Source organism: Streptococcus cristatus, assembly GCF_001578775.1.
GTDB classification, from domain to species: Bacteria; Bacillota; Bacilli; order Lactobacillales; family Streptococcaceae; genus Streptococcus; species Streptococcus cristatus_A.
In genome coordinates this window covers 1,222,597-1,236,994 of the sequence record NZ_KQ969062.1, presented here as the reverse complement: position 1 = coordinate 1,236,994, position 14,398 = coordinate 1,222,597, and the positions used below count along the sequence as shown (strand labels likewise).

The following is a 14,398-nucleotide window of genomic DNA, read 5'->3' as shown; positions in this document are numbered from 1 at the left end:
CTTCTGAGTTGGTGTCCCGCTTCTCAGGTATTCCAGTGCCTAAGAACAAGGCGGTTGTTGGTGGCAACGCCTTCTCTCATGAGTCTGGTATCCATCAGGATGGCGTTCTTAAGAATCCACTGACATATGAAATCATTACTCCTGAGTTGGTTGGAGTCAAGAGCAATTCACTGCCGCTTGGCAAGCTGTCTGGTCGCCACGCCTTTGTTGAAAAGCTCAAAGAACTGTCTCTGGACTTTGAAGAATCTGAAATTAATGAGCTCTTTGCTAAGTTTAAGGTCTTGGCTGATAAGAAAAATGAAGTCACGGACGCTGACATTCGGGCTCTGATTGCTGGAACGACAGTTGAAAATCCCGAAGGCTTCCACTTTAATGATCTGCAGCTGACGACCAATGACGATCATACCATCACAGCAGATGTGCAGTTGATTAATGGCGACGGTGAGACGGTCAACTGTGTGGCAGAAGGCAAGGGAAGTGTTGAAGCTATCTTTAATGCTATTGACCAATTCTTTAACCAGTCTGTCCAGCTCTTAGCCTATAACATCGAGGCGGTGACGGACGGAATTGACTCTCAGGCTCGTGTTTTAGTAGCTGTTGAAAATACGGACACAGATACAATTTTCAACTCCTCTGGTATTGACTTTGATGTTCTTAAGGCCAGCGCCATTGCCTATATCCATGCCAATACCTTTGTGCAAAAGGAAAATGCTGGTGAAATCGGCCATCAGGTATCTTACCGCGATCTGCCAGCAAATAATTAGAAAGAAGCGACTATGACAAAAGAAATTGTAGCTCTGGCGGGTGACGGTATCGGCCCAGAAATCATGGAAGCCGGTCTCCAAGTACTTGCTGCTGTTGCGGACAAGTTCGGTTTTACGTATCATATCACGGAGAAGGCTTTTGGGGGTGCTGGTATCGATGCGGAAGGTCATCCTCTGCCTCAGTCAACTCTAGAAGCGGTTAAGGAGGCGGATGCTATTCTCCTAGCAGCTATCGGCAGTCCCCAGTATGATAATGCTCCAGTTCGTCCTGAGCAAGGCTTGCTCGCTCTGCGCAAGGAGCTTGAACTCTATGCCAATATACGCCCAGTTAAGATTTTTGATGCTCTTAAGCATTTGTCGCCTTTGAAACCTGAAAGAATTGCTGGTGTGGACTTCGTGGTCGTGCGCGAGCTGACTGGTGGGATTTACTTTGGTGAACATATTTTGGAGGACAGATCTGCGCGGGATATCAACGATTACAGCTATGAAGAGGTTGAGCGGATTGTCCGTAAGGCCTTTGACATTGCACGTGGTCGCAGAAAGCGCGTGACAAGTATTGACAAGCAAAATGTACTAGCAACATCCAAGCTCTGGCGCAGAGTAGCAGATGAGGTGGCCAAGGATTATCCAGATGTGACCTTGGAGCACCAGCTGGTGGACAGCGCTGCGATGCTCATGATTACCAATCCTGCTAAGTTTGATGTTGTTGTAACGGAAAATCTTTTTGGGGATATTCTATCCGACGAGTCCAGTGTCCTGTCAGGGACGCTGGGAGTTATGCCATCAGCCAGTCATTCGGCTACTGGGCCAAGTCTTTACGAGCCTATTCATGGTTCAGCTCCAGATATTGCAGGGCAAGGCATTGCCAATCCTATCAGTATGATCCTTTCTGTAGCCATGATGCTGCGAGATAGTTTTTCAGAGCTAGAAGCTGCAGAAGCGATTGAAGCAGCAGTGGAGAAGACCTTGGCTCAAGGGATTTTAACCCGAGATCTTGGCGGTCAGGCGACAACAACTCAAATGACGGAGGCCATTATCAATAACTTATGAAATGGATACTAACAGGTATTTGCCTGCTATGGAACCTTGTCGTTTTCCTGCTTTATGGCTGGGATAAGCGAAAGGCTAAGAAAAATCACTACCGCATTCCCGAGAAAACCTTGCTCTTGTCAGCTTTGGCAGCCGGAGGTTTGGGCGCTTTATTAGGCGGTCGCCTCTTTCATCACAAGACTAGGAAATGGTATTTCTGGTTGGCTTGGATTGGCGGAATAATAGTGGAAATTGGAATTTTGTATTACATATGGAGAAGCTAGTATGGCTGGAAAATCAATTTTTGATAAGATTTGGGAAAGACACGTCATAACAGGCCAAGAAGGTCAACCCCAGCTTATGTATGTGGATCAGCATTATATTCATGAAGTAACCAGCCCTCAGGCTTTTCAAGGACTTCGAGATGCGGGTCGCAAAGTTAGACGACCGGACTTGACATTTGGTACCTTTGATCATAATGTTCCTACGGTCAATATCTATGATATCCGAGATGTTATTTCCAAGGCACAGATTGATAAACTTTCTGAGAATGTCAAGGATTTTGGCATCGAGCATGCGGCTCACGGATCGGAACTGCAGGGGATTGTCCATATGGTTGGACCGGAAACGGGCAAGACGCAGTCGGGCAAATTCATCGTCTGTGGTGACAGTCACACGGCTACTCACGGAGCTTTTGGAGCTATCGCTTTTGGAATCGGTACTTCGGAGGTGGAGCACGTCTTTGCTACACAGACCATTTGGCAGGTCAAGCCTAAGAAAATGTTGGTCAAATTTACCGGAGTGCCACCTAAAGGTGTCTATTCCAAGGACTTTATCCTCGCTCTGATTGCCAAATACGGTGTAGCTGCCGGTGTTGGCTATGTGGTCGAGTATGCCGGTGATGCCATTGATCATCTGACCATGGAAGAGCGCATGACCATCTGCAATATGTCCATTGAGTTTGGATCTAAGATGGGCATTATGAATCCCGACCAGAAGACTTATGATTACGTTCAAGGGCGGCCGGGCGCTCCCAAGGATTTTGAGGCGGCGGTAGCTGATTGGAAGACTCTGGTCAGTGATCCTGATGCTGTCTATGATAAGGTCATTGAGATGGATGTCTCCGAGCTGGCACCTATGGTGACTTGGGGAACCAATCCTTCTATGGGAGTAGAGTTTGGCGCGGCTTTCCCAGAAATTCGCGATATGAACGACGAGCGAGCTTACAATTACATGGACCTCTCACCGGGTAAGAAAGCAGAAGATATTGACCTAGGTTATATCTTTATCGGCTCCTGCACCAATGCCAGGCTCAGCGATTTGCAGCTGGCAGCTAAGTTTGTCGCTGGTAAGCATATTGCTCCCAATCTAACAGCTATCGTCGTACCGGGCTCCCGTCCGGTCAAGCGGGCTGCTGAAAAGATGGGACTGGATAAAATTTTCATGGATGCAGGCTTTGAGTGGCGCGATCCAGGCTGTTCCATGTGCCTGGGAATGAATCCAGATAAGGTGCCAGACGGAGTCCACTGTGCCTCAACCAGCAATCGGAACTTTGAGGATCGTCAGGGATTTGGTGCTAAGACCCACCTTTGCAGTCCAGCCATGGCAGCAGCGGCAGCCATTGCCGGACACTTCGTAGACGTCCGCCAACTACCGGAGGTCCAGTAAGGAAGTTTTATGGAAAAATTTACAATCTACACGGGGACAACAGTCCCCCTCATGAACGATAATATCGATACGGACCAAATTTTGCCCAAGCAGTTTCTCAAGTTGATTGATAAAAAAGGCTTTGGTAAGTACCTCATGTACGCATGGCGCTATCTGGACAATCAGTACACCGAAGATCCTGATTTCGTCTTTAATAGACCGGAGTACCGCAAGGCAACTATTCTGATTTCAGGGGATAATTTCGGTGCGGGTTCCTCTCGGGAGCACGCTGCCTGGGCCTTGGCTGACTATGGCTTTAAGGTAGTTATTGCCGGATCTTTCGGAGATATTCACTACAATAACGAGCTGAATAACGGTATGCTGCCTATCGTCCAGCCACTGGAAGTGCGGCAAGCCTTGGCTAATCTGAAGCCGACGGATGAAGTGACGGTGGATTTGGAGCGGCAGAAGATTTTTTCACCGGTGGGAGAATTCTCCTTTGACATTGATGGAGAATGGAAGCACAAGCTCCTCAACGGTCTGGATGACATCGGCATTACGCTGCAGTATGAGGATTTGATTGCAGAATATGAAAAAATCGTCCATCTTATTGGCAGTAACCATATTTTTTCTATATTGAGAAAATTCTGAAAAAACCTTGTCTCCGATAAAAATATATGGTAAAATAAATCTTAATTTAATAGAAAAGGAAGAAACTTATGACAAAACACATTCAATGGAACGGACAGCTTTCACAAGAAGGTTATGACATCTTGAAAGGCGATGGCGGCTGTATCGTTTGCCCGACCAAGGTGGGTTACATCATCATGACCAGCGATAAAGCTGGCTTGGAGCGTAAGTTCGAAGCTAAGGCTCGTAACCGTAATAAGCCAGGTGTTGTCCTCTGTGGCAGTATGGATGAGCTTCGTGCTTTGGCGCAGCTAAATCCGGAAATTGAAGCTTTTTATCAAAAGCATTGGGATGAAGACATCCTCTTGGGTTGTATCCTTCCATGGAAGCCAGAAGCTTTTGAAAAGCTCAAAGCCTATGGCGACGGTCGGGAAGAGCTGATGACAGATGTTCGTGGCACGAGCTGTTTTGTTATTAAGTTCGGTAAGGCGGGCGAGCAGCTGGCAGCTAAGCTTTGGGAAGAAGGCAAGATGGTTTATGCCTCCTCAGCCAACCCATCCGGTAAAGGAAATCGCGGCAAGGTCGAAGGAATTGGTGAGCGCATCGAAAATGCTGTTGACCTAGTTATTGAAGCAGATGACTATGTAGCTTCTATCCAGCCAGACAAGACCATTGAAACTCGCTACGAGCAAGGTGTTATGGTCTCTATGGTAGACAAGGATGGAAAACTGATTCCAGAACAAGGTGGGCAACGTTCCATCTCACCAGCACCAGTGGTCATCCGCAAAGGCTTGGATATCGACAAAATCATGATGCACCTATCTGATACCTTTAACTCATGGGATTACCGTCAGGGCGAATATTACTAAGATAAAAAGAAGCTCAGTGTAGGAGAGGGATTTCCTCTTTACACTGGGCTTTTTAGTTCATAATTTCTTTTATTTTTCCTATAATTATGCTATGATATAGAATATATTAATAGTTAAATCGTCTTATAGCTATAACGTTAAAGAAAAGGAAATACAGTCTATATGATGAAAAAAGAAGAGTTTCTAAAAAGAATGAAGAAAGAATTTCCAGATGCTCAAAAGAATGAAACAAAGAGTTATACATCTTTTCAGGTAAAAAAGAACTCAAATGGAAAATTACAAAATTTTATAGAAATTCATTTTCAAAAAGAAGGAATTAAAATAGGTATCATATCAAAGTGCCTGAATAAATCAGAATTATCGAAGTTTGACAAGAAACCAGCTACTCATCGTTGGACACTAGATGCTGAATATGTGATTACTAGTGAAGAAAAATTTAATGAAATTTTACCTTATATAAACAAATCGTATTTATTTATTAAAGGTGAGGGATCTAAGGAGATAAAAATGCCAGAAAATATTGATAAATATAAAAATATTTTGCTTTCATCCAAAAATATTATTCTCCGTGGTGCTCCCGGTACGGGAAAAACCTATCTTGCTAGACAAATTGCAAGGGAGTTGACTGGAGGAAATGAGGAACAAATCGATTTTGTTCAATTCCATCCCTCTTATGATTATACGGATTTTGTAGAGGGTTTGCGGCCGCTTCCAAGTGATGATGGGCAGATTGGCTTCGGCTTACAGGATGGAGTTTTTAAGAAGTTTTGTCAAAAAGCTAAAGAAGCTCAGAAGACAGGAGGGCAAGATAATTTTGAAGAGACTTGGACTAAGCTAACCGATGCTATCAATGAGAAACAGGGGCAATATTTGTTCCCTCGTAGTTCGGTTCCAGCCAGTTTAAACAGTCAAGGGAATGTGAAGTTTGATTCTCCTGTTGCTACCAAAGAAAAAGTGTATCTTTTGTACAAGGGTGAAGATACTAATTTAAAGTACGAAACTTATCAAAAAATTGTTTTGGATCATATGAAAGAAAGTTATGGATTATGCGATTATATATCTCCAACGATTGACACAGACAAGAAATTCGTTTTCGTCATCGATGAAATCAATCGTGGTGAGATTTCTAAGATTTTTGGGGAACTTTTTTTCTCCATTGATCCGGGCTATCGTGGTAAGGATGGAGAGGTTTCGACCCAATATGCTAATTTACATGAGACTGATGACAAGTTTTATATTCCTAAAAATATCTACATCATCGGAACAATGAATGATATTGACCGCTCGGTAGATACCTTTGATTTTGCCATGCGCCGTCGTTTCCGTTTTGTAGAAATCACGGCTGAAAGTCAGCTTGGAATGCTTGATGAACCTCTTGGAGATGGAGCTGAAGAAGCGAAAATGCGTCTAAGAAACTTGAATGCTGCCATAGAAAAAGTAGAAGAGCTCAATAGTCATTACCATGTTGGACCAAGTTATTTCCTTAAGTTGCAGGAAGTAGACTTTGACTATAAGTTGTTCTGGTCTGACTATATTAAGCCGCTCCTAGAGGACTACTTGCGAGGTTCTTATGAAGAGGTTGAAACGTTGGAAACTTTGAAAAAGGCATTTGATAAGACAAGCAACGAGCGAACCAATCAGTCAATAACTGGTGACAATGAAGGCGATGGAAATGACGATACGGATAACAGATAATCAGCAACTTATAAAAAAAGAGGATTTTGTTGAAATCTACCCCAAAATTAGTCAGGTACTTTTAGATAGAACTTTAGAAAGTCTTTCTCAAGAGGATAGTATTTTCATTTTTCCAAATGATTTGAAAAATACTTCTGACTTGGACAAGGGACATAAAATTTTTGAAACTGTCAATCAGAACATTAAGACAGGAAATGTGATTGGTTTTCTGGGTTACGGTCAGGAAAGATTAACGATTTCCTCTCGTTTTTCAAATGCTAATAACGACTATTTTTTACATTATCTCTTGCAGAAGGTCCTCAATATCAATCTCACTAACTTGGATGTTGGTTTATCTAGCGAAGATAAACTCTATCAACTATTGGTTTACCTCTTCCCAAAATATCTGCAAGCGGCTTTGAGAAAAGGACTTTATAAGGAATACCAGAGGTTTTTCCATAATGATAGCCATGTAAAGGGAGTGATTGATGTAGGAAATCATCTTAAGAAAAATATTCCTTTTATGGGAAATATTTCTTACACTACTAGAGAGTTTGCTTATGATAATCCAATGATGCAGCTGATTCGACACACCATTGAGTATATTAAGAATCAGAAAACAATTGGAAGTGGAGTGTTTGATGCTAATCGTGAAAATGTAACAGAAATTATCCGCGTGACTTCGTCTTATAAACTAGCTGATCGTGTTAAGATTATTAGAAAGAATAAAATCAAACCCATCCGACACGCCTATTTCAGAGAGTATAGAAAATTACAGGAACTCTGCTTGATGATTCTGAGTAGAGAAAAGCATGGTTTAGGACTTCGAGAGCAAAAAATTCACGGTGTTCTCTTTGATGTTGCTTGGCTTTGGGAAGAGTATGTCCAGACATTGTTGCCAGAAGGTTTTATTCATCCACGAAATAAAGAAAAGACGGATGGCATTTCTGTATTTAGCAGTCATGTTCGAAAGGTTTATCCGGACTTCTATCATAAAGATTTAAAAATCATACTAGATGCCAAATATAAAAAGCTAGAATTTACTGAAAAAGGAATCAATCGTGAGGATTTATATCAACTGATTTCCTATACATACATTTTAGAAGCTAAAACAGCCGGTCTTATTTTCCCAAGCGTGGAGAAGGTTGTTGATAACGAAATAGGTAAATTATCAGGTTACGGGGCGCTCTTGAAAAAGTGGTCCATTCTTATTCCTCAAGAAGCTGAAAATTATGACTATTTTGTTCAACAGATACATCAATCGGAAACAATAAATTTTAGATTTTAAAGCAGGTTTAACCTGCTTTTTCTTTACCTAGTTTAAAATTATTTCCAAATAGAACAAAATTCTTGACAAGTGTAATATCGGGTGTTACAATAAATAAAAACAATTCGATATAGAAATAAATTGGAGGTTTTATGAAAGATAGTCATTTAGTTGCCCATCATATTCGTTTGTTGAATGGGCGGATTTTTCAAAAGTTACTGAATCAGGATCCTGAGGCTCTTTATCGGAGTGAACAGGGCAAGATTCTCACCGTTTTATGGAATAGTGAAGCAGGCTGCGCGACGGCTACAGATATTGCGCTGGCGACAGGATTGGCCAACAATACGCTTACGACGATGCTGAAAAAGCTGGAAGAGCAGGATTTGGTGACCTTTAGTCAGTGTGGTTCAGACAAGCGAAAAAAATATGTCAAGTTGACGGAGCAGGGTTGGTCTCAGAAAGAAGTTGGCTATCGTATCAGTCAAAAATTGGATGGTATTTTTTATAAAGGCTTCTCAGAGGAAGAAATTCGCCAGTTTGAAAATTATCAGGAACGTATTTTAGCCAATCTGAAAGAGAAAGCAAATGAGGCATAAATCATGTCAAAACAAGTTGAAAATGTGCAAAATCTATATATTCATGCCATTCAAGACGGGTGTGTTGCTGAGGCTCAAGCTCAGTCTGTAGGGGATACTTATATCCAACACTCGACAGGTGTGCCAGATGGGAAAGAAGGTTTTGCGGCTTTCTTTGCAAATTTCTTCGAGCGTCATCCCGAGCGTGAGATGAAAATTGTTCGCACCATTGAAGATGGTAATCTAGTCTTCGTCCATGTTCATCAATATCTCAATGGCGGGGAAGCTCAATGGGTGACGACTGATACTTTCCGTGCGGATGAGAATGGTCGTATCGTGGAGCATTGGGATGTCATTGACTACTATCGTGCTCCGGAAAATGGACAGTTAGACCAGATCTTTGGAGATTTTGAAATCACGGATTTGGACAAGACAGTAGAAAATAAAAAAACTGTTCGTCGTTTCCTGACAGAAATCTTCCAAAATGGGGAACTGGAGCGGTGGAATGATTATGTGGCAGACGATTTGATTCAGCATAATCATGAGATTGGCCAAGGAAGTGCTGCTTATAAAAACTATGTGGCTGAACACGGGGTTACTTTTGACTTTGTTTTCCAGCTTTTGGGACAAGGAAACTATGTGGTTAGCTATGGTCAGACTCAGATCGATGGGGTTGCTTATGCTCAGTATGACATCTTCCGTTTGGAGAATGGCTTGATTGTGGAGCATTGGGACAATAAAGAAGTCATGCCTAAGGTAGAAGACTTGACCAACCGAGGGAAGTTTTAAAAGGAGATACTAAGATGAAAGCTGTGCTTGTCAAGGAAGCTGGAGGACCAGAAGTTCTGCAGGTTGTGGAAGTTCCAAAACCGACTGTTAAAGAAGGTTGGACCTTGGTCAAGGTACAAGGATTTGGAATCAACCATAGCGAGATTTTTACTCGTCAAGGACTATCGCCCTCCGTTCAATTTCCACGGATTTTAGGAATTGAATGTGTGGGACTTGTAGAGGAGACCAATTGTTCTGATTTGCAGGTCGGGCAGCAAGTCATCTCCATCATGGGAGAAATGGGGCGCGCTTTTGATGGTGGTTATGCTGAGTATGTTTTGCTACCAGATGAACAGGTTTATCCTGTGAGGACAGAGCTTGCTTTGGAAAGTTTAATCGCACTGCCTGAAACCTACTACACGGCATTTGGCTCTTATCTCAATCTCAAGATTGAGGAGGGAGACCGAGTTCTGGTTCGAGCAGCGACTAGTGGTGTTGGGATTGCTTTTGCAAAACTTCTCAAAGGGCAATTTCCAAATGTCTATTTAGCGGGAAGTAGCCGTAGTCTGGGCAAGGAAGAGCAACTAAAAGAGGCAGGATTTGACCAGGTGATTTTGGACAAGGATGGCGTCTTACAGACGGAAGAGCAGTTTGACAAGGTCTTGGATCTTGTCGGTCCGAGTGCTATTCTCGATACATTTGCTCGTACGGCAGAAGGTGGTATTATCTGTTCTTGTGGCTTGCTGGGCGGTCAGTGGACTATTCCAGACTTTGATCCTATTGAAATGCTTTACCGCAATCTCTACTTGACTACCTTTGCTTCTGGCAATGTGTCTCAGGACAAGCTACAAGCTTTGGTGGATTTTGTGGAGCGTTATCAGGTAGATGTACGACCTGAAAAAGTATTTTCTATTGATCAAATCCAGGACGCGCATGCTTATCTGGAAAGTAGCCAATCTTTTGGCAAGGTTATCGTAAAAATTGAGGACAAACAATGATTGAATATAAAAATGTAGCGCTACGCTATACAGAAAAAGATGTCTTGAGAGATGTCAATTTAAGGATTGAGAATGGAGAGTTCATGGTTTTAGTAGGTCCTTCTGGATCTGGTAAGACGACCATGATCAAGATGATCAACCGCCTCTTGGAACCTACAGATGGCGATGTTTACATGGATGGCAAGCGCATCAAAGACTATGATGAGCGTGAACTACGCCTTTCTACAGGCTATGTCTTACAGGCGATCGCCCTCTTTCCAAATCTAACTGTGGCTGAAAATATTGCTCTCATTCCTGAGATGAAAGGATGGAGCAAGGCAGATATTCAGCAGAAGACCGATGAATTGCTAGAGCTTGTAGGCTTGCCTGCTGAAGATTATGCTCAGCGTATGCCGAGTGAGCTGTCTGGCGGTGAGCAGCAACGGGTGGGCATTGTCCGTGCCATTATCGCTCAACCCAAAATCCTGCTGATGGACGAGCCTTTTTCTGCTCTTGATGCCATCTCGCGTAAGCAATTGCAGAGCTTGACCAAGAGTATCCATGAGCAGTTTGGGATGACAACAATCTTTGTGACCCACGATACGGATGAGGCTTTAAAGTTGGGGAATCGGATTGCCGTTCTGCAGGACGGGGAGATTCGTCAAGTGGCGACACCTGAGGAAATCTTATCTGCACCTGCAACCAGCTTCGTAGCAGATTTATTTGGAGGTGTTCAACATGACTAATTTAATTTCTACCTTTCAAGAGCGCTTTGGCGAATGGTTGGCAGCCTTAGGGCAACATCTCCAGCTGTCTCTTCTGACCTTACTAGTGGCCATCTTCCTGACTATTCCGCTCGCCATCTATCTCAATAGTCACAAAAAAGCGGCCAATTGGGTGCTGCAAATTGCAGGAATCTTTCAAACCATTCCTTCAATGGCTTTGCTGGGACTCTTTATCCCGCTTATGGGAATTGGCACACTGCCGGCACTGACTGCTCTGGTGATTTACGCTATTTTCCCGATTTTAGAAAATACTGTCACGGCTTTGAATGGGATTGATCCTAGTTTAGAGGAAGCTGGAGTCGCCTTTGGGATGACCAAGTGGGAGCGACTCAAAAAGTTTGAACTGCCTCTAGCAATGCCCGTCATCGTGTCAGGAGTTCGGACGGCAACGGTAATGATTATCGGAACAGCAACTCTGGCAGCCCTTGTCGGAGCTGGTGGACTAGGTTCCTTTATCCTTCTAGGAATTGATCGTCGCAATGCCAGTCTGATCTTGATTGGAGCTATTTCCTCCGCAGTTTTGGCTATTCTTTTCAATAGTCTTCTTAAATGGATGGAAAAGGCCAAGCTTCGGACGGTTTTTGCAGCTTTTGCGGTCCTAATCCTCGGACTAGGCGTTTCTTACACGCCAAGTTTATTACCTAAACAAAGCAAGGATAATCTGGTCATTGCTGGGAAATTGGGGCCAGAGCCAGAAATTCTTATGAATATGTACAAGCTTCTCATCGAGGAAAATACGGATATGACTGTGACGGTCAAACCAAACTTTGGGAAAACCGACTTCCTTTATCAAGCACTGAAAAAAGGTGATATTGATATCTATCCTGAGTTTACCGGTACGATTACTGGAACTCTCTTGCAGCCTGCTCCAAAGGTCAGCAATGATGCTGAAGAAGTTTTTGAAGCAGCGCGTGATGGAATCAAAAAACAGGACAATCTAGTCTTGCTCAATCACATGGCTTATCAAAATACCTATGCGATTGCTGTACCCAAGAGTGTCGCCAAAAAATACAATCTTAAAACCATCTCTGATCTTAAAGCAGTTCAAGACAAGCTCAAGGCAGGGTTTACCTTGGAATTTAACGACCGTGAAGATGGAAACAAGGGACTTCAGTCTGTCTATGGACTCAACCTCAATGTATCAACTATGGAGCCAGCCCTCCGCTATGATGCGATTAAATCTGGTGATATCCAGATTATGGAAGTCTACTCAACTGACCCTGAAATTGAGCGTTATCAACTTCAGATTTTAGAAGATGATAAGCATCTTTTCCCTCCTTATCAAGGGGCACCTCTCCTTAAGGCTGAATTGTTAGAAAAACACCCTGAATTGGAAGGTGTTCTCAATAAGCTGGCTGGTAAAATTACGGAAAGTCAGATGAGTAAGATGAATTATCAAGTTGGCATTGAAGGCAAAAAAGCAGAAGACGTCGCGCGTGATTATCTAGTCAAGGAAGGACTTTTAAAAAAATAAGAAATAAAAGTTAGACTTGTAATGTCTAGCTTTTTTGCTTACTTGTGGATAGACAGAATACGGATTGAAGGAGATGAGTTAATCTCTTGGTCAGGAAATCTTCACCCATTTTTGGTATAATAAAGTATCAATTCATGGAGGTGTTCCGATGGCATCTAGTCAAGAATATTTGGATTTTATTCTGAAGCAGCTGCAGGGCTTAGGCCAAGAAATTAGCTTTCGCAAGATGATGGGGGAATATTTGCTCTATTATCGGGGGAGCTTATTCGGCGGGATTTATGATAATCGCCTGCTGCTCAAGCCAGTCCAGCCAGCTCTTGATCTTTTGGAAAATCCAGTCTATGAAATCCCTTATCCAGGTGCAAAACCAATGCTTCATATAAAAGAAGTAGAAGATGCTGCCTTTCTCTGCAAACTAATTGAAGCTGCCTATCCTGCCTTACCAGCACCTAAAAAGAAAAAATAGTCGAGCTATTATAATGAATATTTTTTAAAATTTTCCGTTATAATAGACTTAAAGGAGGTTTGGTATGCTTTATATTGCTCTTATTGGAGATTTAATAGAATCCAAACAGCTGAAAAATCGTAAGCAGGCTCAGAAGGATCTGCAGGACATGATGGCGGTGCTAAATCAGGATTATCGGGATTATCTGGTGTCACCTTTTACAGTAACAACTGGAGATGAGTTTCAGGCTTTGCTACGGCCTAATCCAGAGATTATGCAGCTCCTTGATCAGATTGCCTTGGGCTTTCCTCATCCGATTCGCTTTGGACTTGGTCTGGGGGAGATTGTGACGGATATTAATCGGGAGCACAGTATTGGTGCGGACGGTCCGGCCTACTGGAGGGCACGCGCGGCCATTGATGTTATTCATGAGAAGAACGACTATGGTAGCAGCCGTATAGCTGTATCCTTGGGAGATGAAGAGCTCAGTCAGGCGGTCAATACGGTGCTGGCAGCTACTTCATTTATCCAGAGTAAGTGGAATACCAGTCAGAGAGAGGTTCTGGAGCGGATGCTTATGGAATATATCTATGACGAGAATTTTTCTCATGGGGAAATAGCAGAGCTGCTGCAGATTAGTCCCAGTGCGCTTAGTAAGCGGCTCAAGTCGTCTGGTTTGAAGATTTATCTGAGAAATCGCCGTTTAGCTATGAGAATGATTCTACAGGCAGCAAAGGAGGCTGAACAATGACAAATTTTATGGGATTTTCAGAATTTTTCATGCAGAATCCGATTCTTGTACTGACTTTGCTGGCTCATGTACTAGCTGATTTTCAGCTTCAAAGTCAGAAAATGGCCGACCTCAAAAGCCGGCGGTTAAATTTTTTGATTCTCCACTTGGGAATTGTTCTCTTGCCTTTGTTGCTCTTGGGGCTCATCTTACCTAATTATCTGCTATATTTTGCCTTGGTCTGGTTCAGTCATGCGCTTATTGACCTCTTGAAGTATAAGCTGAATTCATCGATTGTCCGGCATCATGCTCAAAAGTTTGCCTTTATACTGGATCAGGTCTTGCATCTGATGAGCATTTTTGCTCTTTATTTTCTCTTAGGGCAGCAGCAAATTCCAGCTCCTAATTGGCTGTCTGAGCGTTATCTCATGCTGCAGGCTCTCTTTTTCTTCGCCCTTACCGGTAATCCGGTTAATATCCTCTTTAAACTTTTCTTCAGCAAGTATCAGGCAGGAGAAGACAGTGGGGAGACATTGTGGGGGCTGGTGCCATGATTGGGATTTTGGAACGCTTGATTATGGGACTTTCCCTTATTTTCGGGCAATTTACAGCGATTGGGCTAGTCTTTACGGCTAAGTCTATTGCCCGCTATAATAAAATTTCTGAAAGCCAGTCCTTTGCAGAATACTATTTGATTGGCTCACTCTTTAGTATGATCAGCGTTTTACTGACTTATGGCTTGCTTTATTGGTAATAAAAACTGA

Annotated in this window: 14 protein-coding genes and 2 pseudogenes; all 16 read left to right on the top strand. The window is 42.9% G+C overall.

All coding sequences use genetic code 11. The features are described from left to right. Positions 1-764 (top strand): alpha-isopropylmalate synthase regulatory domain-containing protein (locus SCRDD08_RS11940; protein ID WP_330997077.1); only part of this gene is annotated, 764 nt, incomplete at its 5' end. 12 nt (positions 765-776) lie between these two features. Next, positions 777-1,814: a 3-isopropylmalate dehydrogenase gene (gene leuB, locus SCRDD08_RS06195; protein WP_061422877.1), complete on the top strand. Its 1,038-nt coding sequence runs from the start codon at positions 777-779 to the stop codon at positions 1,812-1,814. After that, the gene (locus SCRDD08_RS06190) at positions 1,811-2,077 is read left to right on the top strand and encodes a DUF1294 domain-containing protein (RefSeq protein WP_061422876.1); all 267 of its coding nucleotides are present in this window, start codon (positions 1,811-1,813) and stop codon (positions 2,075-2,077) included. Before leuB ends, SCRDD08_RS06190 begins: the two co-directional genes overlap by 4 nt. A gap of 1 nt (position 2,078) precedes the next feature. Further along, a complete protein-coding gene (gene leuC, locus SCRDD08_RS06185) occupies positions 2,079-3,461 on the top strand; it encodes a 3-isopropylmalate dehydratase large subunit (protein ID WP_061422875.1) in 1,383 nt (460 codons plus the stop codon). A 9-nt stretch (positions 3,462-3,470) separates the two neighbouring features. Further along, positions 3,471-4,060 (top strand): annotated as a pseudogene (leuD, locus tag SCRDD08_RS06180) (3-isopropylmalate dehydratase small subunit). Positions 4,061-4,159: 99 nt separating this feature from the next. Continuing rightward, positions 4,160-4,939 (top strand): L-threonylcarbamoyladenylate synthase, encoded by a 780-nt coding sequence (locus SCRDD08_RS06175; RefSeq protein ID WP_037618002.1) that lies wholly within the window; start codon positions 4,160-4,162, stop codon positions 4,937-4,939. 162 nt (positions 4,940-5,101) lie between these two features. Further along, positions 5,102-6,634: an AAA family ATPase gene (locus SCRDD08_RS06170; RefSeq protein WP_081104262.1), complete on the top strand. Its 1,533-nt coding sequence runs from the start codon at positions 5,102-5,104 to the stop codon at positions 6,632-6,634. Next, the gene (locus SCRDD08_RS06165; protein WP_061422874.1) at positions 6,597-7,901 is read left to right on the top strand and encodes an McrC family protein; all 1,305 of its coding nucleotides are present in this window, start codon (positions 6,597-6,599) and stop codon (positions 7,899-7,901) included. Before SCRDD08_RS06170 ends, SCRDD08_RS06165 begins: the two co-directional genes overlap by 38 nt. Positions 7,902-8,032: 131 nt before the next feature. Continuing rightward, positions 8,033-8,476, top strand: coding sequence for a MarR family winged helix-turn-helix transcriptional regulator (locus SCRDD08_RS06160; RefSeq protein WP_061422873.1), 444 nt, complete (start codon positions 8,033-8,035; stop codon positions 8,474-8,476). Positions 8,477-8,479: 3 nt separating this feature from the next. Further along, complete coding sequence (locus SCRDD08_RS06155; protein ID WP_061422872.1) at positions 8,480-9,244, top strand: nuclear transport factor 2 family protein; 765 nt, start codon at positions 8,480-8,482, stop codon at positions 9,242-9,244. A gap of 14 nt (positions 9,245-9,258) precedes the next feature. Further along, on the top strand, positions 9,259-10,221 hold the full coding sequence (locus SCRDD08_RS06150; protein ID WP_061422871.1) for a zinc-binding dehydrogenase: 963 nt from the start codon (positions 9,259-9,261) through the stop codon (positions 10,219-10,221). Beyond that, positions 10,218-10,946: an ABC transporter ATP-binding protein gene (locus tag SCRDD08_RS06145; protein WP_061422870.1), complete on the top strand. Its 729-nt coding sequence runs from the start codon at positions 10,218-10,220 to the stop codon at positions 10,944-10,946. Before SCRDD08_RS06150 ends, SCRDD08_RS06145 begins: the two co-directional genes overlap by 4 nt. Further along, positions 10,939-12,459, top strand: a complete 1,521-nt coding sequence (locus tag SCRDD08_RS06140) for an ABC transporter permease/substrate-binding protein (protein WP_061422869.1) — start codon at positions 10,939-10,941, stop codon at positions 12,457-12,459. The genes SCRDD08_RS06145 and SCRDD08_RS06140 overlap by 8 nt, the downstream gene beginning before the upstream one ends. Positions 12,460-12,607: 148 nt before the next feature. Further along, positions 12,608-12,925 carry a TfoX/Sxy family protein gene (locus SCRDD08_RS06135; RefSeq protein ID WP_061422868.1) on the top strand — a complete coding sequence of 106 codons (318 nt, stop codon included), beginning with the start codon at positions 12,608-12,610 and terminating at the stop codon, positions 12,923-12,925. A 64-nt stretch (positions 12,926-12,989) separates the two neighbouring features. Then, positions 12,990-13,655 (top strand): SatD family protein, encoded by a 666-nt coding sequence (locus tag SCRDD08_RS06130; RefSeq protein ID WP_061422867.1) that lies wholly within the window; start codon positions 12,990-12,992, stop codon positions 13,653-13,655. Next, positions 13,652-14,388: pseudogene (locus SCRDD08_RS06125) on the top strand (DUF3307 domain-containing protein). Before SCRDD08_RS06130 ends, SCRDD08_RS06125 begins: the two are co-directional and overlap by 4 nt. The last annotated feature ends 10 nt before the right edge of the window (positions 14,389-14,398 follow it).